At 67.4% G+C, this 22,998-nt stretch carries 20 protein-coding genes and 3 pseudogenes; 17 read left to right on the top strand and 6 right to left on the bottom strand.

Annotated elements, in window-relative coordinates:
- The first annotated feature begins 227 nt into the window (after positions 1-227).
- The 5 genes from ACPEE0_RS20995 to ACPEE0_RS20975 all read left to right on the top strand — a co-directional run bounded on the left by ACPEE0_RS20995 (position 228) and on the right by ACPEE0_RS20975 (position 6,765).
- Positions 228-1,547, top strand: a complete 1,320-nt coding sequence (locus ACPEE0_RS20995; RefSeq protein WP_424575200.1) for an MFS transporter — start codon at positions 228-230, stop codon at positions 1,545-1,547.
- A 253-nt stretch (positions 1,548-1,800) separates the two neighbouring features.
- A complete protein-coding gene (locus ACPEE0_RS20990; protein ID WP_009357050.1) occupies positions 1,801-3,357 on the top strand; it encodes an ABC transporter substrate-binding protein in 1,557 nt (518 codons plus the stop codon).
- A gap of 31 nt (positions 3,358-3,388) precedes the next feature.
- Positions 3,389-4,330 carry an ABC transporter permease gene (locus tag ACPEE0_RS20985; protein WP_009357051.1) on the top strand — a complete coding sequence of 314 codons (942 nt, stop codon included), beginning with the start codon at positions 3,389-3,391 and terminating at the stop codon, positions 4,328-4,330.
- 10 nt (positions 4,331-4,340) lie between these two features.
- Positions 4,341-5,258: an ABC transporter permease gene (locus tag ACPEE0_RS20980; protein WP_424575199.1), complete on the top strand. Its 918-nt coding sequence runs from the start codon at positions 4,341-4,343 to the stop codon at positions 5,256-5,258.
- A complete protein-coding gene (locus ACPEE0_RS20975) occupies positions 5,149-6,765 on the top strand; it encodes an ATP-binding cassette domain-containing protein (RefSeq protein ID WP_009357053.1) in 1,617 nt (538 codons plus the stop codon). Before ACPEE0_RS20980 ends, ACPEE0_RS20975 begins: the two co-directional genes overlap by 110 nt.
- Here ACPEE0_RS20975 and ACPEE0_RS20970 read toward each other — a convergent pair.
- Both ACPEE0_RS20970 and ACPEE0_RS20965 read right to left on the bottom strand, forming a co-directional pair.
- Entirely contained in the window at positions 6,762-7,850 is a 1,089-nt protein-coding gene (locus tag ACPEE0_RS20970) for an ATP-dependent DNA ligase (RefSeq protein WP_009357054.1), read from the bottom strand. The genes ACPEE0_RS20975 and ACPEE0_RS20970 overlap by 4 nt on opposite strands.
- Before the next feature lie 63 nt (positions 7,851-7,913).
- Positions 7,914-8,837, bottom strand: a complete 924-nt coding sequence (locus ACPEE0_RS20965; RefSeq protein WP_009357055.1) for an AEC family transporter — start codon at positions 8,835-8,837, stop codon at positions 7,914-7,916.
- Between the two features lie 152 nt (positions 8,838-8,989).
- Between ACPEE0_RS20965 and ACPEE0_RS20960 the strand changes: the two genes are divergently transcribed.
- The 5 genes and pseudogenes from ACPEE0_RS20960 to ACPEE0_RS20940 all read left to right on the top strand — a co-directional run bounded on the left by ACPEE0_RS20960 (position 8,990) and on the right by ACPEE0_RS20940 (position 14,738).
- Positions 8,990-10,015: a TIGR03885 family FMN-dependent LLM class oxidoreductase gene (locus ACPEE0_RS20960; protein ID WP_009357056.1), complete on the top strand. Its 1,026-nt coding sequence runs from the start codon at positions 8,990-8,992 to the stop codon at positions 10,013-10,015.
- Complete coding sequence (locus tag ACPEE0_RS20955; protein ID WP_424575198.1) at positions 10,012-11,706, top strand: alpha-amylase family protein; 1,695 nt, start codon at positions 10,012-10,014, stop codon at positions 11,704-11,706. Before ACPEE0_RS20960 ends, ACPEE0_RS20955 begins: the two co-directional genes overlap by 4 nt.
- A 141-nt stretch (positions 11,707-11,847) precedes the next feature.
- Positions 11,848-13,064, top strand: a pseudogene (locus tag ACPEE0_RS20950) (MFS transporter).
- Positions 13,065-13,130: 66 nt separating this feature from the next.
- Positions 13,131-14,357, top strand: a complete 1,227-nt coding sequence (locus ACPEE0_RS20945) for a pyridoxal phosphate-dependent aminotransferase (protein ID WP_009357059.1) — start codon at positions 13,131-13,133, stop codon at positions 14,355-14,357.
- 144 nt (positions 14,358-14,501) lie between these two features.
- Positions 14,502-14,738: a hypothetical protein gene (locus ACPEE0_RS20940; RefSeq protein WP_009357060.1), complete on the top strand. Its 237-nt coding sequence runs from the start codon at positions 14,502-14,504 to the stop codon at positions 14,736-14,738.
- A 94-nt stretch (positions 14,739-14,832) separates the two neighbouring features.
- Here ACPEE0_RS20940 and ACPEE0_RS20935 read toward each other — a convergent pair whose 3' ends face one another.
- The 3 genes and pseudogenes from ACPEE0_RS20935 to ACPEE0_RS20925 form a co-directional block, all read right to left on the bottom strand.
- Positions 14,833-15,153, bottom strand: coding sequence for a MoaD/ThiS family protein (locus ACPEE0_RS20935; protein WP_407710247.1), 321 nt, complete (start codon positions 15,151-15,153; stop codon positions 14,833-14,835).
- Positions 15,113-16,220, bottom strand: a pseudogene (locus ACPEE0_RS20930) (exo-alpha-sialidase). Before ACPEE0_RS20930 ends, ACPEE0_RS20935 begins: the two are co-directional and overlap by 41 nt.
- 63 nt (positions 16,221-16,283) lie before the next feature.
- Entirely contained in the window at positions 16,284-16,484 is a 201-nt protein-coding gene (locus ACPEE0_RS20925) for a hypothetical protein (RefSeq protein WP_009357062.1), read from the bottom strand.
- A gap of 300 nt (positions 16,485-16,784) precedes the next feature.
- On the opposite strand from ACPEE0_RS20925, the gene ACPEE0_RS20920 reads away from it, so the two are divergent.
- The 6 genes and pseudogenes from ACPEE0_RS20920 to ACPEE0_RS20895 all read left to right on the top strand — a co-directional run bounded on the left by ACPEE0_RS20920 (position 16,785) and on the right by ACPEE0_RS20895 (position 22,157).
- Positions 16,785-17,474 (top strand): hypothetical protein, encoded by a 690-nt coding sequence (locus tag ACPEE0_RS20920; RefSeq protein WP_200859137.1) that lies wholly within the window; start codon positions 16,785-16,787, stop codon positions 17,472-17,474.
- 107 nt (positions 17,475-17,581) lie between these two features.
- Entirely contained in the window at positions 17,582-18,310 is a 729-nt protein-coding gene (locus tag ACPEE0_RS20915; protein WP_009357064.1) for a class F sortase, read from the top strand.
- A gap of 46 nt (positions 18,311-18,356) precedes the next feature.
- A pseudogene (locus tag ACPEE0_RS20910) lies at positions 18,357-18,876 on the top strand (universal stress protein).
- Between the two features lie 277 nt (positions 18,877-19,153).
- The gene (locus ACPEE0_RS20905; RefSeq protein WP_009357066.1) at positions 19,154-19,498 is read left to right on the top strand and encodes a metal-sensitive transcriptional regulator; all 345 of its coding nucleotides are present in this window, start codon (positions 19,154-19,156) and stop codon (positions 19,496-19,498) included.
- Positions 19,499-19,553: 55 nt separating this feature from the next.
- Positions 19,554-19,793, top strand: a complete 240-nt coding sequence (locus ACPEE0_RS20900) for a heavy-metal-associated domain-containing protein (RefSeq protein WP_009357067.1) — start codon at positions 19,554-19,556, stop codon at positions 19,791-19,793.
- Between the two features lie 21 nt (positions 19,794-19,814).
- Positions 19,815-22,157, top strand: a complete 2,343-nt coding sequence (locus ACPEE0_RS20895) for a heavy metal translocating P-type ATPase (protein WP_009357068.1) — start codon at positions 19,815-19,817, stop codon at positions 22,155-22,157.
- 25 nt (positions 22,158-22,182) lie between these two features.
- Here the strand turns inward: ACPEE0_RS20895 and ACPEE0_RS20890 are convergent, their stop codons facing one another.
- Positions 22,183-22,455, bottom strand: coding sequence for a DUF2277 domain-containing protein (locus ACPEE0_RS20890; protein ID WP_009357069.1), 273 nt, complete (start codon positions 22,453-22,455; stop codon positions 22,183-22,185).
- Positions 22,456-22,667: 212 nt separating this feature from the next.
- Between ACPEE0_RS20890 and ACPEE0_RS20885 the strand changes: the two genes are divergently transcribed.
- A complete protein-coding gene (locus ACPEE0_RS20885) occupies positions 22,668-22,931 on the top strand; it encodes a WXG100 family type VII secretion target (RefSeq protein ID WP_009357070.1) in 264 nt (87 codons plus the stop codon).
- Positions 22,932-22,998 lie beyond the last annotated feature (67 nt).

Below are 22,998 nucleotides of genomic sequence, written 5' to 3'. Positions count from 1 at the left end.
CTCGATATTGCCACAATGTGAGAGCTATTTCTAGATCGTGATCATTTTCTTGACAGGTGACTGCCCTCACAGCCATCATTGCTGTATCGCACAAGTAGCTCTCATCATGTGGCTACTCGCCCTGGACCTCCACCGGACTCCAGCCGCATCGCGCCCCGCCCGCACCCAGGCACGGCTGCGATCCCCCAAGATTCACCAGCGACAATGTCGTCACACAAAGGAACTCCATGAGCCAGACTCTTCCGTCCGCCGGAGCGGGTACCGCCACCCATGCCGGGACGCCCAAGAAGGCGGCCCTCACCAGCTTCCTGGGCAGCGCCGTCGAATACTACGACTTCTTCATCTTCGGCTCGGCAGCGGCGCTGATCTTCCCCACTGTCTTCTTCCCCGACGCTGACGCCAACGCCGCCATCATGTCGTTCGCCACCTTCGGCTTCGCCTATGTGGCACGCCCCGTTGGCGCCGTGATCCTGGGGCACTTCGGTGACAGGATCGGCCGGCGGAAGGTGCTGATGTTCACCCTGATCCTGATGGGCGCCTCCACCTTCCTCATCGGCTGCCTGCCCGACTTCAACACCGTGGGCTGGTGGGCTCCGGCACTGCTGGTCCTGGCCCGGCTCTGCCAGGGCCTTTCCGCCGCCGGCGAGCAGGCCGGTGCATCCTCCATGACGCTGGAACACGCCCCGGACAACCGCCGCTCCTTCTTCACCTCGTGGACCCTCACCGGCACCCAGGGCGGCCAGATCCTCGCGGCCCTCGTTTTCATCCCCGTCCTGGCCCTTCCGGACGAGATCAAGTACGGCATCGGGTGGCGCATCCCCTTCTGGCTGAGCGCCGTGGTGGTCGTGGTGGCGTTCTTCATCCGCCGTACGCTGCACGAGCCGCCCGCCTTCGAGGAAGCCCAGAAGTCCGCGCAGATCTCCAAGCTCCCGGTTGCCGACCTGCTCAAGGGCCACTGGCGGGACGTCCTCCGCGTTATCTGCTGCGCCTTCATCGCCGCCGTCTCCACCGTCTTCGGCACCCTGGCCATCAGCTACGCCAAGACCGTTGCCGGGGTGGACGGGACCATCACGCTGTGGCTGGTGGTCGGCGCCAACCTCGTGGCCCTGGGCACCCAGCCGCTGTTCGGCATGCTCGCGGACAAGATCGGCCGCAAGCCCGTGTTCATCTACGGCGCGGTGGCCAGCGCGGTGCTGACGCCCCTGTTCCTGCTCAGCCTTGAGTCCGGCAGCGTGCCCCTGATGTTCCTGGCCGCCATCGGCATGTTCTCCTGCGGCTACGCAGCCTCCAACGCCGTCTGGCCGTCCTTCTACGCGGAGATGTTCAGCACCAAGGTCCGGTTCTCCGGCCTGGCCATCGGCACCCAGCTCGGCTTCCTGATGGCAGGCTTCGCCCCGGCCATCGTCGCAGCCATGGGCGGCATCAAGGCCGGCGGCTGGGTCCAGATCAGCATCTTCACCGCGGTCATCTGCGCCGTGGCAGCCATCTCGGCCCTCACCGCCAAGGAATCCTTCAAGACCCCCACCCAGCAGCTGGGCCTGAAGTAGGCCGCACACCGTACGGTCCCTCCCGGTTGCTCCCCGGACAGCCCGCCATTTCCCCGGAAACGGCGGGCTTTTCGGTGCCCGGGGACCGGCCGGCGGGCAGTAACCGGGCAGGAAGGCACGACGGCGGCCGGCTGGGTCATCCGGCAGGCAGGGACCGACATCAATTCACGGTTTTCAGGAAGGGAAGGCTACCCTAAGTCGTTCCCATCTTTTTATTCCTGCTTCCCCGGCAGCCCTGCAAGGCGGTATTTTCGTGCGCTCGTTCCTCCGGCCCCGCGTCCTCGTGGCAGCCCTCGCCACCCTTACCCTGGCCGGCTGCGGCTTCAGCGGCACCCAGACCCAGGCCGTCCAGGGCACGGCTGCCGCGGACACCAGCCAGCGGATCGTGGTGGACAACTTCCGCGCGCCGGTGGCCAACTGGGCCATCGAATCCGATGCCGCCTACATCCTTTCGCTGTCCGGCTGCCTGGAAACCCTCACCCGGTTCGACCAGGCACAGGGCAAGGTAGTGCCCATGCTTGCGACAGAGTGGAAGCAGACGTCCCCGCTGGACTGGGACTTCACCATCCGCCAGGACGTTTCCTTCCAGGACGGCACCCCGCTCACCGCGGAGTCGGTGGTTGCCTCGCTGAACCACGTCCTGGACGCCAAAGTGCCGGCCCGGGCCTTCAACCGGACCATGGTCAGCAGCGTCAGCGCCGTGGACGAAAACACCGTCCGTGTGAGCACCCCGGCCGAAAACCCGCTGGTCCCGTACCGCCTGGCAAGCGTCAACACCGGCATCCTCGCCCCGGCGGCCTACAAGGACGCAGAGGTGGACCCGTTCGGCCACTGCACCGGCCCCTTCACCCCCGTCTCGGAAAAAGCGAAGCAGTCCCTGACGCTCGACCGCAACGAAAACTATTGGGGCGGCGAGGTCCAGCTGGCAGGAGCGGAAATTCGCTTCATCACCAACGGCGCCACCCGCGCGGCCCAGGTCCAGACCGGCGAGGCGGACATCTCCCTGTCCATCCCGGTGGCGAGTCTCGCCACCCTGAAGGGCACCGCCGGTGTCACCGTGCTGGGCGCCGATTCGCCGCGCACTGCCACCCTGTACATGAACAACGGCCGCGCACCGCTGGACAACATCGATGTCCGCAAGGCGATCCGCGACTCGCTGGACCTGGAAGCCCTGGCCGCCAGCGTCTACGAGGGCGCTGCCCTGCCCGCCACGGGACCGTTCGCGCCGTCCGAGCCCTGGGCCGGCGAGGCGCAGGAGCAGCACAAGCAGGACCTGGAGGGAGCCCGCGCCCTGCTGGAAAAGGCCGGCTACACCGCTGACCGCCCGCTGGAGATCATCGCAATCGTGGAGCGCGCCGAGTTCGCGGACGTGGCCGCGGTCATCCAGGAGAACCTGAAGAACATCGGCATCCCGCTGTCCATCCAGGCAAAGGAATACGCCTCGGCGGAACCGGATGTGCTGGCGGGCAACTACGACATGCTGCTCAGCCAGCGCAACCGACTGATCGACATCGCCGACCCCATCGGCTTCCTGACGGCCGACTACACCTGCAAGGGCACCTACAACCTGAGCCACTTCTGCGATCCGGAGTACGACCGGATCATTGCCGAGGCGGCCAAGACGGTGGACACCAACGAACGGTACAAGCTGTACGCGGAGGCCGGACAGATCCTCCAGGACAAGGCGGTCAACGCCTGGCTGGTTAACGAGCAGGCCACCGACGCCGTCCGCACCAACGTCCTTTCCTACGTCCAGGACCCGCTGTCCCGCTATGTCCTGACGGCAAAGACGGCCAAGGCCGCCTCCTAGCCCCCAAGTCCCTCGAACACCGGACCACCGCATGCTGCAGTTCATCGCCAAACGGACGGCCACCCTGGTGGCCGCCGTCGCTGTGTCCTCTTTCGCGGTGTTCCTCATCCCCTACGTCACCCCCGGCGACCCGGTCCGGAAGATCATCCGGTCCAGGGTCGCCGGCGATGCCATCGAGGACTCCTCCGTCCAGGCCCTCGCCGAGAGCCTGGGACTGAACGATCCCCTCGCCGCCCAGTACTTCCGGTGGCTGGGCGACTTCTTCAGCGGTGACATGGGGCTGTCCTACGTCAGCCGCACCCCCGTCGCAGAGCAGGTCCTGCCCGCGCTTGCCGTCACGCTCAGCCTCGTGGCCATGTCGCTGGGGCTCGCCGCCGCCGTCGCCCTTCCGCTCGGCATCATCTCCGGGCTGCGTCCGGGCAGCATGCCGGACAAGGCCATCACCGCCGTGACCCAGGCGTTCATCGCCATGCCGGAGTACTGGGTGGCACCGGTTCTGGTCCTGGTCTTCGCCCTCAAGCTCTCGGTGCTGCCCACGGCCGGCTGGAACGACATGTCCTCGGCAGTCCTTCCTGCCCTGACCCTGGCACTGCGGCCCATCAGCTTCTTCACCTCCGCGGTCCGCGCCGGCATCATCGACGCAGCAGCAGCGGACCACGTGCCGGCCGCCCGGGCCCGCGGCCTGAGCCAGGCCCAGTCCATCATCCGCCATGTCATTCCCAACGGGCTGGTGCCCCTGTCCACCCTGTTCGCTGTCTGGTTCGCCGGGCTGCTGGGCGGCTCGGTGATCGTGGAGGTGATCTTCGCCGTGCCCGGCATGGGCCGCCTGCTCTTCGATTCCGTGGTCAACAGCGACATCCCCCTGGCACAGGGCGGCGTGGTGGTGGTCGTGGCGCTGGCCGTGGGGGTAACCACCCTGGCCGATTTCGTCCACCGCTTCCTCAACCCCACGGTGGGAGGTTCCCTTGCGTAGCCGGATCAGCGTGACCGCGGTTGCCGGATCAGTCCTTGCCCTGATCGTCCTGGCGGTGCTGCTTGCCCCGTGGATCTCGCCCTACCCGCCCGCGGAGCAGAACCTGGCACTGCGCCTGGCACCGCCGTCGGCAGCGCACTGGCTGGGTACCGACAACCTGGGCCGGGACACGCTGAGCCGGATCCTGGAGGGTGGCCGGTTCTCCATGTCCGTCGCCGCCTTGGCAACGGTGCTGACGTGCATCCTGGGGGTGGGCATCGGCATCCTCAGCGCCCGGCGACGTGGCTGGGTGGATGAGTTCCTCACCCGCACGAACGATGTCCTGCTCGCGCTGCCGGAGATGGTAGTGGCGCTGTTCATCGTCGCGGCCCTCGGCACCGGATTCGGTCCCCTGCTGCTGGCGCTCACCGTCACCGGCTGGACGCCCTTCGCCCGGCTGGCACGGACCCTTGCCTACGACGTCTCCGCCCGCGGGTTCGTGGATGCCGCCAGGGTGCTGGGCTGCAGTCCGCGCTTCGTTATCTTCCGGCACGTCCTGCCGCACCTTGCCGCCCCGATCCTGGGCCAGGCCACCCTGCGGTTCGGCCACCTGCTGATCAGCGTAGGCGCCCTCTCCTACCTCGGCCTGGGCGTCCAGCCGCCGCAGTCGGACTGGGGCTCCATGCTGGCCGCGGCGCAGCCGTTTGCCGACCGTGCACCGCTGGGCATCCTGGCCCGGGCCTGGTCATCTTCACGGTTGCCCTCTGTGTCACCCTGCTGGGCCAGCGCGCCGCCCACATGGCCGCCGGGCCCCTGCTGCTTCCGACGGCGGCGGACACGTGAGCGCCCGGCTGGTGCTGGACGGCCTGGAGGTCCGGCACAAAACCGACGACGGCGGACACGGCCGCCGTTTGCTGTCCGGCGTCTCCCTCGCCGTCGAGCCCGGTGAGTTCGTGGCCCTGGTGGGCAGTTCGGGGTCGGGGAAGACGCTCACCGCCATGTCGTGCCTGCGGCTGCTGCCCCCGCAGCTGGAAATCACCGCAGGGTCCATCCGGCTGGGGGACCAGGACCTGGCGCGCGCCCGCGAACCCGAACTCAACGCGGTCCGCGGTGGGCGGCTGGGCATGCTGTTCCAGCAGCCCAAGCGGATGTTCAACCCCAACCGGACCATCGGGAACCACCTCAAAGAGCCGCTGCGCCTGCACGCCGGGCTGCGCGGGTCCAAGGCCCGGGCCAAGGCCCTGGAGCTGCTGGCGGAGGTTGGTTTCGCCGACCCCGGCAATGGCCTTCGCTCTTTCCCGCACCAGCTTTCGGGCGGCATGGCCCAGCGCGCCATGACCGCCCTGGCGCTGGCCGGCCAACCGGACATGCTCCTGGCCGATGAGCCTACGTCAGCCCTGGACAAGATGCTTGAACGCCAGGTGCTGCAGCTGCTGGACCGCGAGCGCCGGGAGCGCGGGCTCGGCATCCTGTACATCACGCACAACCTGGCGTCCGTCGCCGCTTACGCGGACCGCGTCCTGGTCATGAACGCCGGCAGCATCGTGGAGGACGGACCCGCAGGTGAGCTGCTTACCCGCCCCGCAACGGAGTATGCCCGGGACCTGCTGGCCGCGGCGCAGCTGGCACCCGCCTCCCGGCGTCGTCCGTCCCCCGGAGAAGGCGACGTGCTGGTCCTGGACAAGGTGGGCAAGCGCTTCGGGCGCAGGCGCGGCAGTACCGTGCTGGAAGATGTCTCACTCACGCTCCGCCGCGGGGAGATCCTGGGCGTCCTCGGCCAGTCCGGGTCCGGCAAGAGCACCCTGGCCAAGGCCATCGTCGGGCTTGAGGAGGCCAGCACCGGGATTATCAGCCGGCGGTTCGACGGCGGCGCCGCCCGGCCCACGGCGGTGCAGCTGGTGTTCCAGGAGCCGCACGGCGCGTTCGACCCCCGCATGACCCTGCGGGCAAGCCTGCAGGCACCGCTGCCGCCGCGGCGGGACCTCCCGCCCGCCCAGCGGGACGAGCGGATCGCGGCCGCCTTCAAGGAGGTGGAGCTGGATGCCGCCCTCCTGGACAAGCGCCCCGGCCAATGCTCCGGCGGCCAGCTGCAGCGGGCCACCATCGCCCGCGCCCTCCTGCTCGAACCTAAAGTGCTGATCTGCGACGAAGCCACCTCAGCCCTGGACGCGCTCACGCAGCGGACCATCCTGAACCTGCTGCTGCGGCTGCAGCGTGAGCATGACCTGTCCCTGATCGTGATCTCCCACGACATGGACGTGGTGCGGTACATGTGCGACAGGGTGGCGGTCCTGCTCGAGGGTAGGGTTGTGGAGGTGGCCGAAACGCGCGACTTTTTCGCCGCCCCGCGGCACCCGCACAGCCGGGCACTGGTGGACGCGTCCATTCCCTGCCGCGCGGACGGCCTGTGGAGCATGCTGGACGCCAGGAACCCGGCAGTCCGGGGCAACGGCTAGGGCCGGCCGGTCTCCAGGACCGAGGCGAGGTCAAAGTTGACCGGCTCCTCCAGCTGCGCGTAGGTGCACGACTCCGGGTCCCGGTCCGGGCGCCAGCGGTTGAACTGGGCGGTGTGCCGGAACCTGTCCCCCTCCATGTGGTCGTACCGGACCTCCACCACCAGTTCCGGCCGCAGCGGCACGAAGGACAGGTCCTTGCCGGCGCTCCAGCGGCTGCCCTCGGCGTTCCGCGGCGTCCGTTCGCCTTCCTCCTGCTTCGCCCATGCCCAGGGGTGGTTGTCGAAATCGGTCACCAGGGGCTGCAGTTCCTGGAACAGCTCCTTGCGGCGCTTCATCGGGAAGGCGCCGATCACGCCAACGCTCGCCAGGCCGCCGTCGTCCTTGTACAGGCCCAGGAGCAGCGAGCCGATGCTGTCCGGCCCGCTCTTGTGCAGCCGGTAGCCGGCCACCACGCAGTCGGCCGTGCGCTCGTGCTTGATCTTGAACATCACCCGCTTGTCCGGTTCGTACCGGCCATCCAGCCTCTTGGCCACCACGCCGTCCAGGCCGGCGCCCTCGAACTGCTCGAACCATTTGCCGGCGGTGTCCTTGTCCGTGGTGGCGGCCGTGAGGTGGACCGGTGCCTTGCTGGCCGCCAGCGCCTTCTCCAGCGCGGCGCGGCGTTCGGAAAAGGGCCTGCCGGTGTAGTCGTCATCGCCCAGGGCCAGGAGGTCGAAGGCCACGAAGGATGCCGGGGTCTGCTCCGCCAGCAGCTTCACCCGGCTGGCGGCGGGGTGGATGCGCTGCTGCAGGGTGTCGAAGTCCAGCCGGTCGCCCGAGGCGCCCACCAGGATGATTTCCCCGTCCACCACGCACCGCGGCGGCAGGTTCTCCTTCAGCGCCGCCACCAGCTCGGGAAAGTACCGGGTCATCGGCTTTTCGTTGCGGCTGCCGATTTCCAGCTCGTCCCCGTCGCGGAAGATGATGGACCGGAAGCCGTCCCACTTGGGTTCGTAGCTGAGGCTCCCTGTCCCCGGAATACCGTCGATGCCGCTGACGGATTTGGCGAGCATGGGCGGGACAGGCGGCATCACGGGAAGTTCCATGTGCCCATTCTTGCCCGGGGGCGGCCGGCGCGGAACCCCTGCCCTGCCTGCCGGCGCGGCGGATCAGCCTGCGAGCAGCCAGACGATGAGGATCAGCGCCGGCGCCGCAGCGGCCGTGGAGAGCATGATGGTTTCCCTGGCCACGGCCACTCCCCGGCCGTACTTGCTGGCGAACAGGAAGGCGTTCTGGGCGGAGGGGAGCGCAGCCATGAGGACAACGCCCAGGAGCATGGGCTGGTCCAGGTTGAACAGGAAGCGACCGACGACGAACGCCACCGCCGGCATCACCGCGGACTTGAGCACGGTGGCGGTGAGGATCTCCGCCGTATGCCCGCCGCTGCCCAGCATCCGGCTGCCGTGCAGCGACATGCCGAACGCCAGCAGCACCACCGGCACGGCCGCGCCGCCGAGCAAGGCCAGCGGGGCCATCACCGGCTCAGGCAGCTCCACGTTGAACGCCGCCAGCACCACGCCCAGGAGGGTGGCGATGATCATGGGATTCCGGAACGGCTGCGTCAGCATCAGCCGCGGCGAGAACCTGCCGGCGGCCGAAAGGTCCAACAAGGTGAGCACCAGCGGCGCCAGCAGGAGCAGCTGGACCAGGAGCACCGGTGCCACGGGGGTGGCGTCCCCCAGCGCGTACAGGGTGATGGGGATGCCGATGTTGTTGGCGTTGACGTAGGAACTGGCCATGGCGCCGACCGCCGTTTCGGCGAGCGGCCTCGGGAACCACAGCCGGCTGATCACCACGTACAGCAGCGCGGTGACCAGTGCGGTAAGCAGGGCCAGCGGCACGTAGGCAGAGAACACCACGCTGACGTCCGATTCCAGGACCACCGTGAACAGCAGGACCGGGTTGGTGATGAAGAACGCCGTGCGCGTCAATGCCGTGACGGTGGGCTCGCCGCCCAGGCCGCAGCGCGCCGCGATGTACCCCACGGCGATCACGACGCCGATCACCGCCAGCCCGATCAGCACGCCTCCCATTGAGGTACTTCCTTCCCGTTCCGCCGGCCCCCGCATCGTCGGCAGGAACGCAGTACTACAAGTTCCAAACTTATCCGACAAGTGGACGGGTTTGGGCACCGCCGTCCGGGATGCCCTCGACAGGGCACCGTACCGGACGGTAGAGGTTAACGATGGTTACCGTCGGCTTTCACGCCTCCCACGAACAGATCAGTCCCGGCCAGCTGCTCCAGGATGTCCAGCATGCGGAGCGCGCAGGCTTTGACGCCGCCATGTGCTCCGACCACATCGAGCCGTGGTCCGCACGCCAGGGCCATTCCGGGTTCGCCTGGTCCTGGCTGGGGGCCGCCCTGGCCACCACCGGCCTCCGGTTCGGGGTGGTGACGGCACCGGGCCAGCGCTACCACCCGGCAATCATCGCCCACGCGTCCGCGACCCTCGCCGGGATGTTCCCGGGACGGTTCTGGTTCGCCCCCGGCAGCGGCGAAAACATGAACGAGCACATCACCGGCGATGCCTGGCCGGCCAAGGACATCCGGCAGCGCCGGCTGGAAGAGTGCGTTGACGTCATCCGCAGGCTGCACCGCGGTGAGGAAGTCACGCACCGCGGCCTGGTGACGGTGGAGCAGGCGCGGATCTGGGATGTCCCGGATTCTCCGCCGCCGCTGATTGCGCCCGCCATCAGCGTGGAGACAGCACGACGTGCCGCCGCCTGGGCGGACGGGCTGGTCACCGTCAACCAGCCTGCCGACAAGCTGCGGGACATGCTGGCCGCCTACCGGGACAACGGCGGACAAGGCAAGGCCGTGCTGCAGGTCCACCTTTCGTGGGCGTCCCGCGAAGAGCAGGCTGCTGCCATCGCCGTGGACCAGTGGCGGACCAACACGTTCGCCCCGCCTGTGCCCTGGGACCTGCCGACGGCCGGGCATTTCGACGGCGTGGGCGAGCATGTGGGCGAGGAGCAGGTCCGCACAAGCGTCAACGTATCGGCAAGCCTGGAGCAGCACGTGGACTGGCTGGCCGGTTACGCCGAGCTCGGGTTCGACGAGCTCTACCTGCATTTCGTGGGCCAGGAGCAGGCTCCCTTCATCGACGCGTTCGCGGCGGACGTCCTGCCCCACCTGCGGACATCCGGCGGAGCGCCTGAACCGCAGCTTGCCGCAGCGGCTGCCGAACCGTCGTCGGAGGCCCGGGCATGAGGCTCGCCGAGACGTCCGACCTGTGGTGGAAGAACGCGGTCATCTACTGCCTGGACGTGGAGACGTTCTTTGACGACGACGGCGACGGCACCGGAGATTTCGCCGGGCTGACCCAGCGGGTGGACTACCTGGCCGCCCTGGGCGTGACCTGCATCTGGCTCATGCCGTTCTACCCGTCCCCGGACCGGGACGACGGCTATGACGTGACGGACTTCTTCGCCGTGGACTCCCGGCTGGGCACGCTCGGCGACCTGGTGGAGTTCATCCGCGCCGCCAAGGACCGGGGCATGCGCGTGATCGCGGACTTCGTGGTCAACCACACCTCCGACCAGCACCCGTGGTTCGTCGAGGCCAGGAAATCGACGGACAACCCGTTCCGCGACTTCTACGTGTGGCGCCAGGACACTCCCCCGGACACGTCCTCCGAGGTGGTCTTCCCCGGGGAGGAGAATTCGCTGTGGACGCAGGACGACGCCACGGGCGAGTGGTACCTGCACATGTTCGCCAAGCACCAGCCGGACCTCAACGTCACCCATCCCGGCGTCCGGGACCAGATCGCGAAGGCGATGGGACTGTGGCTGGAACTGGGGCTGGACGGTTTTCGGCTGGATGCCGTGCCGTTCTTCCTGGAGACCCGCGGCCAGCCCAAGGATGAGGCCGCCAACCTGGACCCGCACGAGTACCTTGCGGCGCTCCGCAGCTTTGTGAGCCGCCGCAACGGCAGCGCGGTGCTGCTGGGCGAGGTGAACCTGCCCTACAAGGAGCAGCTGGAGTACTTCGGCGGTCCCGAGGGCAACGAGCTGAACATGCAGTTCGACTTTATGTCGATGCAGCACATCTACCTGTCGCTGGCCCGGCAGGATGCCCGCCCGCTCGCGGAGACGCTCAAGAGCCGGCCGGCCATCCATCCGGACAACCAGTGGGCCATGTTCGTCCGCAACCATGACGAACTCACCCTGGACAAGCTCAGCGACGGCGAGCGGCAGGAGGTTTTCGCCGCCTTCGGGCCGGACAAGAACATGCAGATCTACGGCCGGGGCCTGCGCCGCAGGCTGCCGCCGATGCTGGGCGGCGACCAGGAACGGATCCGGATGGTGTACTCGCTGATATTCTCGCTGCCGGGCACGCCCGTGCTGTTCTACGGCGAGGAGATCGGCATGGGCGAGGACCTTCGGCAGAAGAGCCGCGCCGCCGTGCGCACCCCCATGCAGTGGACCAGCGAAAAGAACGGCGGCTTTTCCAGTGCCAAGGCAGCGGACCTGGTGGCTCCGCTGGCCAGGGGCGACGACGGGCCCGGCCGGGTCAACGCCGCCGCGGCCAAGCGGGACCCGGACTCGCTGTTCAACTTCATGGCCACGCTGATCCGCCGCTACCGCGAGTCCGCGGAGCTGGGCTGGGGTGAATTCAACGTCATTGACCAGCCGGAGCCCGCGGTGTTCGCCCATACCTGCAGTTCCGACGGCGGGACGCTGGTGCTGCTGCACAACTTTGGCGAGGACCCGGTGAAGGTCAGCGGCCTGGTGGGTGGAGAGGACGCCCCGCCGCAGGCCTACAAGGACGCCATGCTGCTGGACCTGTTCGACGGCGACAACGTGGAACTGGAGCCCGGCGGCGGCTTTACGGCCGAGCTGGGGCGCTACGGATACCGTTGGTTCCGGGTGCACCGGAAGGGGGACCGGCTGGCGCCATAAGCGATGCACCGGAATCCAACTGTTCGCTAGACGAACATTTGTACGTTAAGAGAACTGCCATGTAGTCTTCTTGCTTATGCCGCGGGTCACACCCTGCTGACCGGGCGGCGAAGGCATCTTTCTGATATCAACGAGGATTTCATGACAACTTCTTCATCCGGCCTGCCCTCGCGCTGGCCTGTATGGCTGTGCTGGCTGGCAATGGTCCTGGACGGCTTCGACCTTGTGGTTCTCGGCACCGTCATCCCGACACTCATCAAGACCGGCGAGCTGGGCTTTGATGCCGTGGGCGCCACCTTCGTGGCCACGGTTTCCCTGGTGGGCGTGGGCGCGGGTGCGCTTTTCATTGCTCCCCTCTCGGACCGCCTGGGCGGCGAAACCTGCTCATGGCCTGCGTGCTGTGGTTTTCGGTGTTTACCCTCGCCGTCGTGTGGGCGCCGAACGTTGCCGTGTTCGGCGTTTTCCGGCTTCTGGCCGGTGCCGGGCTCGGAGCCTGCCTGCCCGCTGCCTTGGCGTACATGAACGATTACTCGCCTGCAGGCAATGCCGGCAAGTCGACCACCCGCACCATGACCGGGTACCACGTCGGCGCCGTGGCCACGGCATTCCTGGCCTTGCTGGTCATTCCGGAATGGCGGACCATGTTCGTCGTGGGCGGCGTTGCAGGTTTGCTGCTCCTGCCTTTCTTGTGGTTCAAGCTGCCGGAGACGCTGCCACCGGCCAGGGCAGCCGGGGCGGAGTCCCGCACCGGCTTCCGCGACCTGGTGAAGAAGCCGTACCCGGTGGTAGCCGCAGCCATCGCCGCGGCATCATTCATGGGGCTGCTGCTCGTGTACGGCCTGAACACGTGGCTTCCCCAACTGATGGCATCCGCAGGGTATCCGGTCAGCGCGGGCCTCTCGCTGCTGCTGGTACTGAACCTTGGCGCTGTCGCCGGCCTTATTGTCGCCGGCATCCTGGCAGACAAGCACGGCACAAAACGCATCGTGCTGCTGTGGTTCGGCCTCTCGGCACTGTGCCTGGCGCTCCTGAGCATCAAGGTGGAGAACGCAGTCCTGCTCAACGTGCTTGTCTTCGTCACTGGAGTGTTCGTCTTCAGTTCCCAGGTGCTCGTCTACGCCTGGGTGAGCCAGCTTTTCCCGGCCCGGCTGCGTGCCACGGCACTCGGCTTCGCTGCCGGCGTGGGCCGCGTGGGGGCCATCATGGGACCTGCAGTAACGGGCGGACTGGTGGCAGCAGGCATCGCCTATCCCTGGGGATTCTACGTATTCGCAGCGGCCGGAGCTCTTGCCCTGATAGCACTTCTCGCAGTTCCAAACGCCATCGCTGCCGAACGAACCGGCGCTGCAGTTTCCTAGCACCGCCGCCGGCCTCCCCTGCCCTAAGCAGGGGCGGCCGGCGCCGGCTGTGTGAAAAGATCAACCATGCGCGCCATGCAACACTCCAGCAAACTCCGGAATGTCCGCTACGAACTCCGCGGCCCCATCCTCCAGGCGGCCAAGAACATGGAGGCCGAGGGGCACCGCATCCTCAAGATGAACCTTGGGGACACGGCGCCGTTCGGGCTGGAAGCGCCGGAATCCGTCGTCGTTGACATGATCCACCACCTTCGCGGTGCGCAGGGGTACAGCGATTCCAAGGGGATTTTCACCGCGCGCACCGCCATCTCGCAGTACTACCAGACCCGCGGCCTGATGAACATCGGCGTTGAGGACATCGTGGTCGGCAACGGCGTCAGCGAACTCATTTCCATGTGCCTGCAGGCATTCATGGAAAACGGTGACGAGATCCTGGTCCCGGCGCCGGACTACCCGCTCTGGACGGCTGCCGTGACCCTCACCGGCGGCAAACCGGTGCACTACCTCTGCGATGAGGCAGAGAACTGGTGGCCGGACATGGCGGACGTGGAAGCGAAAATCACCAGCCGCACCAAGGGCATCGTGATCATCAACCCGAACAACCCCACGGGCGCGGTGTACCCCCGCCACATCCTGGAACAGTTCGCTGCCCTGGCACGCAAGCACAACCTGGTGCTGTTCTCGGACGAGATCTACGAGAAGGTGCTGTACGACGGCGCCCGCCACATCCACACCGCGTCAGTGGCGGAAGACGTGTGCTGCCTGACCTTCAGCGGGCTGTCCAAGGCCTACCGGATGCCCGGTTACCGCGCGGGGTGGGTGGCCATCACCGGACCCCTCGCCGCCACCGCCGGCTACCGGGAAGCCCTGGAGCTGCTTGCCTCGCTGCGCCTCTGCGCGAACGTTCCCGCCCAGCACGCCATCCAGACCTGCCTGGGCGGCTACCAAAGCATCGAGGCCCTGGTGAATCCGGGCGGACGGCTGCGGGAACAGCGCGACCTCGCCCATAAACTGCTCACTGCCATCCCCGGCGTCACCTGCGTGCCGGCGTCGGGGGCCATGTACCTGTTCCCGCGCCTGGATCCGGAACTGTACCCGATCGCCAATGACGAGCAGTTCGTCCTGGACCTCCTGCAGGAACAGAAAATCCTGGTCTCCCACGGCACCGCGTTCAACTGGCCCGCCCCGGACCACTTCCGGTTCGTGATCCTCCCGTCCGTCCTGGACATCGAGGAAGCCGTGGAAAGGATTTCGGCCTTCCTGGCCGGCTACCGCAGCCGCGGCGCCGCCTGAGCGGAATCCCGGCACCAGGGAAACAACACCGGCTCGAAGAACTAACCGGTCCCTAACCGCGGGGAAACCGGCGCGCAACATTGCCCGGCCACACTTGGTAGTGCAGGCAAGAGCCGGCACCAGCTCCAGCCAGGAGGCCACGCAATGTTGAAGAAAGCGACCACGCATGTAACCAGAGTCCGCGCCCTGGACCAGCTCCACCGCGGTGACGAAATTGAAGCCCGCCTTTCCGTGGGCCCTTCCTACGACGACGTGGTGATCCGCCGCGGCAGCGTCCAGGAAACAGCGCCGGGCATCGGCGTGGTCTGGATCCTGGACCGGATTACAGGGCTGCGGAAAGCCATCAATGCGGACGAATGCACCGTCTGGCGGGTCGCCTGAACTTCAACGCCTTGCTGCCCTTCCCGGGGCAGCGCCGCCGCGGCAAGCGGGTGTAGTCAGTAAGGACTGCCCGCAGCCGCGGCACACACGGGATTCAGCCGCCGGCCACCGACTGGATCACCAGAACCTCCTGGCCCGGCGCCACCTCGGTTTCCAGCCCCTGCAGGCGGCGCACCTCGTCCCCGTCCACATAGACATTCACGAAGCGGCGCAGCGCGCCCGTCTCGTCGCGGAGCCGCCTGCCGAGAACGGCGTAGCCGGAGGTCACCGCATCCAGCAGCTCCCCCACCGTCACAGGCCCGTCGGCGGGCGCAGTCAGCACGGACTGCCCGCCGGCGAGGGGCTGCAGGACGCTCGGCAGGACCACTGCGATGTCAGGCACCGGCCACCACTGCCGCCCGGACACACAGCACATCCGGCAGGTGCGATGCTACTTCGGTAAAGGTGTCACCCTCATCCGCGCTGGCATAGACAGCGCCGCCGCGCGTGCCGAAATACACGCCCGCGGGTTCCGCCGTGTCCACCGAAGCGGCATCGCGCAGCACGCTGTTGTACTCGCCGGTGGGCAGGCCGGACGCCAGCCGCTTCCAGGTGGAGCCTGCATCGTCCGTGCGGTGCACCGCCAGTTCACCATCGGGCGGAATGCGTTCGCCGTCAGCTTTCAGCGGCACCACCCAGGCCGTCCCCGCGCGGCGGGGGTGGGTGAGCATCACGAATCCGAAATCAGCGGGCAGGCCGTCCGCGATGGAGGTCCAGGTCTCGGCATTGTCGTCCGTACGGTAGACGCCGTGATGGTTTTGCGCATAAAGGCGGCCTTCGACGGCGGCATCCGCGGCAATCTTGTGCACGCACTGGCCGAACTCAGGGTTGGGGTCGGGCATAAAGTAGGCCGAGATTCCCTTGTTGCGCGGCTCCCAGGAGGTGCCACCGTCAACCGACCGGTAAACGCCCCCAGTGCTCATAGCCACGTGGACGGTCTTCCCACTGGGATGGACCACGATGGAATGCGCCGCTGCGCCACCATATCCTGCACCCCACTCGCTGCGGTGCGGGTGGTCCCACAGCCCCCGGTTCAGTTCGAAGTGTTCGCCGCCGTCCGTGGATTTCCACACGGAAATGGGCTCCGCGCCAGCCCAGACCACCCCCGGCCGGGATTTGGCATCCGGATAGATCTGCCACACCCGCTCGACGGCCGCGCCGGTGTCCTCCGGAAACCTGATGGCCCCCTGCTCGGGCTCGGACCAGGTGGCGCCGAGGTCATCGGAATGGGCAACCGTGGGTCCCCAGTGCTCATTGCGGACGCCCACCATGATCCGGGTGCGCCCGTTCCGGGTATCGATCCCGATGCTGGGGATTTCGCTCATCAGGAAATGGGGGCCGGTGAAGGACCAGGTACTCCTGTCCTGGCTGGTGGCCAGCCACAGTCCCTTTTTTAGTCCCGATCGCTAAGACAAAACTCTCTGCGGATGCCATGTCCCCCATGCAACCATCGCTGCGGGCGGCCCGCAACGGTTTTATGGCGGCAGAAGCCTCCGGGTCCTCGGGTCAGTCGACAAACTCCGACTGCGTCTCGATGAAATCCCAGTCGGCATCGCTCAGGACTGCTGCAGGGTTATCGGGGTGCGGTCCGCCCGCTTCCGCAATGCCCTGGAGCACGGGAAGCGGCAACTCCTCGGCACGGAGGTTCTCCCGCAGCCACTCCTTGGTGTCGAGGTCCAGGTCCAGCCACCACATGTAGATTTCCATGTCCACACACCTTTCGTATGCTTCAACGTTAGGCGCGGGGCCAACCGCGGACAAGGGAGGATCAAAAGAGTCGGCCGGTTTCCCACGCTGAACAAGTAGTACTCCCCCATTTCCGCGTAGGAGCAGGTATCGGCCCACGTCAGCGGCCCATAAAGTCGAGTACCTCCTACTCGCGACCCGCCCCTGCCGCCGCTCCTAGCCTGAAACCTCAAGCAAGCTGACCGTGCTGCTGGGGCATACGGCGTCAACGCTGGCACTCCCCGCGCGCATGGACCGCTACGGATAACTGGGGAGAAAAAAATGAAACGCACCTTAGCCACTTTGGGGGTGGCAGGGCTGGGCCTGATTGGCCTCACTGCCCCTGCCATGGCCGCACCTGAGAAAGTCACCGTCTGCCACAACAACGGCAGCAGCTGGGAAGCGCTGGAATTCAACGTCAATGGCCTCAGCGGCCACGACCAGCACCCGTTGGACATCATTCCACCCACGTCGCAGTCGGCCGGCAAAAACTGGACCGACGCCGGCAAGCTCCTTTACGTCGACAACTGCGCGCCGCTGCCGCCGGGCGAAACACTGCCGGTCGTCGTTGAACCGCCGGTGGTCACACCCCCCGTGGTGACGCCGCCGGTCGACCCGCCCGTTGTGGTTGAGCCGGTCGTCGAGCAGCCGGTGGTGGTGCCCCCGGCCGAGCAGCCGGTCGTCCACCCGCCGGTGGCCGCCGAGGTGGTGGCTCCTCCGGCCGCGCCGCCTGCTGCCAGTGCACCTGTGGTTCCAGCGCAGCCCGCCGCCGCCACGCCACAGGTGCCGGCACGCACCGGTGCTGCCGCAAGCGCTACCACCAACCTCGGCACCAACAAGGGCTACAACGCACAGACAGCCGTTGGCGGGGCTGAATACTCCCCCGCCTGGGTTGCCGGGTTGGGCGCACTGGTGGCAGCAGGAGCCGCAGTGGCCGTACGCCGCAGGGCCGACGCCTCCGCCGCAGGCTAAGCCCGGGGCTCGAGCCGCGTTCCGCGGCCACTGACAAGGAAGGCGTCCCGCCAGTGCCCGGCGGGGCGCCTTCCTTCCCATCACCCCCTGCCAGCAGAGGAGTAGAGATGTCCCAGGATCGCAGCCGGCACGTTGCCCGGACCGGCCGCCGGTGGCGCCGCTTGAACCGCGGTGACCTCGCGATCCTCCTGTCCGGAATCCTGGCCTTCCTGGCCATTACGTTCGGCGGCCCACTGCTCCACCAGCCGCAGCCGGCCGCCGTCGGAAGCGTTGAAACGGCAACCCTTGCACCGGCAACCGCAGCACCGCTGGTGGGCAGCACGCCGGACATCCAAAGGCCGACGACGGCGCCCGCCGCGGCCGCTCCACCACAACCTGGACCGGTGCTGCCGGCAGCGGCGGCACCGGTCCGGATCCGGTACGGGGCGGCAGGCTTTGACGTGCCGGTGCACCCCCTGGACCTCGACGGCGCCGCGCAGGACAGCCAGACCATCGTGCCGCCGGAAACCAAGGACGGCTACTGGCTGGTTCCGTTCGGAACCCCCGGGGAGGGCTCAGCAAACACGACGTACGTGATCGGCCACAGCTGGGACGGAGCGGAGGCGCCGTTCAACCACTTGAGCTCAGCCTCCCGGGTGGGTGACCGCTTCGAGGTGGACACCGCTTCGGGAACGCTGACCTACCAGGTGGACAGCGTGACGACGTTCGTGAAGTCCAGCTTGAAGGACAGCCCCATCTGGGACATCGTGCCCAACCGCCTGGTCCTCATCTCCTGCTACACCGAAGACCCGTGGGGCAAGAACGTGGTGATAACGGCCTCACCTGCGCTTACGTGACGAGGCAGGACCTGTTCAAGGCAGTTGCCCGGGCGCACAATGAGCTATGACATCGGAACGGTTCAGTGGAACTGCCCCCCCTGCTGGTGGGGATCATGCCCAAACAGCATCCGGAAGTCCTGCAGACCGCGGCCACCCTGGCCGCCCGGCTGGGCACGCCCCTGGTGTGCGCGTTTGTGGATGAGGCCAGCTACCTGGTGGAGTGGGACCCTGCCCGCTCGGCCCACCGCCTGTCGCTTCATCCGGACGCCGACGACGAGGACATCCGGACCCTGACAGCGGAACTCAAGTCAGACATCCAGTCAGCCGTGGACCAGGTGCCGCCCGGCAGCGGCACGGTGGACTGGACGCTCCGCACCCTCGCTGGCGATCCCGCCCGTGCGCTGGGCCAGCTGGCCGCCGAAGCCAACGTGCCGATGATCATTGTGGGCACGTCCGAACGTGGATTCTCGCACCGGCTTTCGGAGGCACTGAATGGTTCGGTGGGAGCCTGGCTGACCCACCACCAGAGCAAGCCCGTCCTGGTGGTTCCGTACCGGATGCCGGCTCACGAGGACAGACCGTAACCCCTCCCGGGGCTGCCGGCAGGGCTCGGAAATGGCACGCTGAAAATAAAGTGAAAGTAGTTATTCGCGGTGCTGGCGGACGCTAATACCAGCCAGTAAGCTGATTCAAGCAGGCCGGTCCACGCAGGTGGACACCGGTTTTTGCCCAAGAGCTGCTCCGGAGTGCGTATCCCCCAATAACGCACTCCGGAGCTTTTTTGTGCCCTTCTTCCCGAAAGTTTGCACATACCCCCTGGGGGTACTTGCCCGATACCCCTAAGGGGTATACGGTGGGTTCATGAACTCCATCCAAGAAGCAACCGCCGCGTCCGCAGTGGAGCACTTGCCGGAACACGGCTACACAGGAAACAAGGAGGCATACCTCCGCCGGCTGAAGCGCATCGAGGGGCAGGTTCGCGGCATTGCGCGGATGGTGGATGAGGACAAATACTGCATCGACATCCTCACCCAGGTGTCCGCCGTCACCAAAGCCCTGCATGCCGTCAGCCTGGGGCTGGTGGAGGAGCACATCGGCCACTGCGTGGTCGGGGCCGCCGCCGAACCCGACCCGGAAGCGCGCGCCGAAGCCATTGATGCAAAGGTCAAGGAAGCGGCCGAGGCCATCGGCAGACTGCTTCGCTAAACCCCCAACTGCACCCATCGCCGGCCACCGCCGGCCAGACGATCAGGAGCCAGCCATGAGCACCACCTCCCCCACCATCACAACCGTCAGCGTTTCCGGCATGACCTGCGGCCACTGCGTTTCCGCGGTCAGCGAAGAACTCGAAGCCCTTGCGGGGGTGGAAGCCGTGGACGTTGAACTCAACGCAGGCGGGATCTCCACCGTGACCATCACGTCCACCCAAAAACTGTCACCCTCGGAAATCGGCGAAGCAGTGGCAGAGGCCGGGTACCTGGTCGTTGCCAACGAAGCCTAGAAGGGCCAACGGGGACAAGACATGAGCCACCAGGACCTGCTCCGCCCGCCGGACACCCGCGTAGTGGAGCTCGATATCGAGGGCATGACCTGCGCCTCCTGCGTCAACCGCGTGGAGAAGAAGCTCGGCAAGCTCGAAGGCGTGGAGGCAACCGTCAACCTCCCGCTCGAATCGGCCTACGTCAGGGTTCCGGCCGGGATCACCGACGAACAACTCACAGCCACGGTTGAAGCGGCGGGCTACACGGCAAGAGTCCGCCAGCCGCACCGTCCGAGCCAAGGTACCAGTGAGGTCACCGATGCCCAGATCACAAGCGGGGACACCGGGGAAGCCGCAGCACCCGGGGGCGCCGCCGTCGAAGGTGACCATCTCGCCCACGGCGGCACAGCGGCGCAGCTCCTGCCCCGCCTGCTGGTGGCCGCCGTCCTGACGCTGCCCGTGTTCCTGGTTTCCATGGTCCCGGCGTTCCAGTTCGCCAACTGGGGCTGGGTTGCTGCCGCACTGGCACTGCCGGTGGTGACCTGGGCCGCCTGGCCGTTCCACCGGGCCGCAGCCATCAACGCGCGGCACTTCGCGTCCACCATGGACACCCTGGTATCCCTCGGCGTGGCCGCGGCCTACCTGTTCTCCGCCTGGCAGCTTGCCGCCGACCCCCGCATGACCGAGCACCCCGGCATGGAGGGAATGGAAACCGGCGGCCTGTACTTCGAGGTGGCGGCGGTGGTCACCACCTTCCTGCTCCTGGGCAGGTACCTGGAGGCGAACGCCAAGAAAAAGGCCGGCGACGCCCTGCAGGCCCTCCTCAACCTCGGGGCCAAGGACGCCACCATCCTGCATGACGGCGTGGAGCAGCGCGTCCCCGCGGACCGGCTTCAGGTGGGCAACGTCCTGGTGGTCCGGCCGGGTGAGAAGATCGCCACCGACGGCGTCGTGGTGGACGGCAACTCAGCGGTGGACGCCTCCCTGGTCACCGGCGAGTCCGTCCCCGTGGAAGTGGCACCCGGCTCAGCGGTCACCGGCGCCACCATCAACACCTCCGGAAGGCTGCTGGTCAAGGCAACCAGGGTGGGCTCGGAAACCACCCTGGCGCAGATGGCCCGGCTGGTATCGCAGGCACAGACGGGCAAGGCGCCCATCGCCCGGCTGGCGGACCGTATCAGCGCTGTCTTCGTGCCGGTGGTCCTGGCCATTGCGGCGGCCACTTTCGCGCTGTGGCTCCTGTTCTCCGGCCCGGACGTGACCGGCGGCGAGCTGCGCTCGGCCTTCACGGCCGCCGTCGCGGTCCTGGTCATTGCCTGCCCCTGCGCATTGGGCCTGGCCACGCCGGTTGGCCTGCTGACCGGTACCGGCCGCGGAGCGCAACTGGGCATCCTCATCAAGGGCCCGCAGGTCCTCGAGGATACCCGCACCGTGGACACCATCCTGCTCGACAAGACCGGGACGGTGACCACCGGCGTCCTGGCCGTTGATGCCACCGCTGCCTTCAGCAGCTTCACGGAGGACGAAGTGCTCAGGCTGGCCGGAGCGGTGGAGTCTGCGTCCGAGCACCCCGTGGCGCACGCCATCGCGGCAGCGGCAAAGCAGGCCATGCACGACGACGGCGCCCTGCCCGCCGTCCAGGCCTTCCGTTCAGCACCCGGCGGCGGAGTCCTGGGCACCGTCGAGGGCCGGCTGGTGGTGGCCGGCCGCACCGGGTGGCTTGAGGACAACGGCATTCCCTTTACGGGCGGACAGCAGGAGGTGCTGGCAGCGGCGGAGGCCGGAGGCGCCACCGCAATCTGGGTTGCCGTGGACGGCACCCCGGCCGGCGTGATCAGCCTGCGGGACACCGTCAAGGAAGGATCCGCCGCGGCTGTTGCCCGGCTGAAGCACCTGGGGCTGCGTCCCATCCTGCTGACCGGCGACAATGCCGCCGTAGCCGCCCAGGTGGCTGCCGCCGTCGGCATTGATGCGGCGGACGTGTATGCGGGTGTCCTGCCGGAAGGAAAGGTTGAGGCCGTCCGCCGGCTGCAGGCCGGCGGGGCAACGGTGGCCATGGCCGGCGACGGCGTCAACGACGCTGCGGCCCTGGCGCAGGCGGACCTGGGGATTGCCATGGGTTCCGGCACCGACGTGGCCATCGAGGCCGCGGACCTGACCGTCATGGGCAACGACCTCACCCAAGTGGCCCAGGCCATCGAGCTCTCCAGGAAAACCCTGGCGACGATCAAAACGAACCTGTTCTGGGCCTTTTTCTACAACGCGGTGGGCATTCCCGTGGCCGCGCTGGGGCTGCTCAACCCCATGATCGCCGGTGCCGCGATGGCTGCGAGCTCGGTCCTGGTGGTGGCCAACTCACTGCGGCTGCGCAGCTTCGGCAGGTAGCCCCGCCGCCGGGAAACCGGACCGTTTAGGCGGCGCCGTACCGGACGGCGGCGCGGGCCTTCGCCTTGGCAGCCTCGGCGTCCCGGTCCTTGGGCGGGGCCTGCGTCACCAGCGAATCGAGGAGGTGCTGGGTGATGTGGGCGATCTCGTGGACCGCCTCGTCGAAGGCCTCCTGGTTGGCCTTGGAGGGCTTGGTGCTGCCGCTGATCTTGCGCACGTACTGCAGCGCGGCGGCATGCACTTCCTCGGAGGTGGCGTGCGGCTCGAAGTTGTGGAGGGTTCGGATATTCCGGCACATAAGGCCATGCTAGGCTCTGGAGCGCCTGGGATCGACCCCTTCCGTGCGGGTTGGCAGGCATCCGTCCATGGGGAGTCCGGCATGGGCAGGGGTGCCCATCGACACTGTTTGAGCGGCCGGGATAGGTTTTAGGCAATGGATCTTCCGGATGAGCCGGGAGGCCGCTGGGGATGCCGACCGTATTCGGATCCACTAACCAAGAGGAGAAACTGATGGCTATTTGGGGTGCAGACGTTGAGCAGCTTCGCCAGCTCGGCAGCAAGCTTCAGGCAGGTGCGTCCGAGATCGAGACGCAGAAGTCCACTCTCACCAAGGTTCTGAGCAGCACCAACTGGGAGGGCCCGGACGCGGACAAGTTCCGCAACGAGTGGTCCGGAACCCACACCGCCATGCTGACCAAGGTTGCCGAGGCGCTCAAGGACGCCGGCAGCCAGGCCAAGCGGAACGCTGAAGAGCAGAGCCAGGCCTCCCGCTAACCTTCCGGTCGCGAAGGCTTGCAGCAGGGCCCGGACACCATACGGCGTCCGGGCCCTGCCCTTTAAG

Origin of the sequence: Arthrobacter sp. SD76 (assembly GCF_049726125.1) — a bacterium.
Classification (GTDB): domain Bacteria; phylum Actinomycetota; class Actinomycetes; order Actinomycetales; family Micrococcaceae; genus Arthrobacter; species Arthrobacter nitrophenolicus.
Note: the sequence above shows the minus strand (reverse complement) of the source record. Positions and strands in the feature narration are given on the sequence as shown.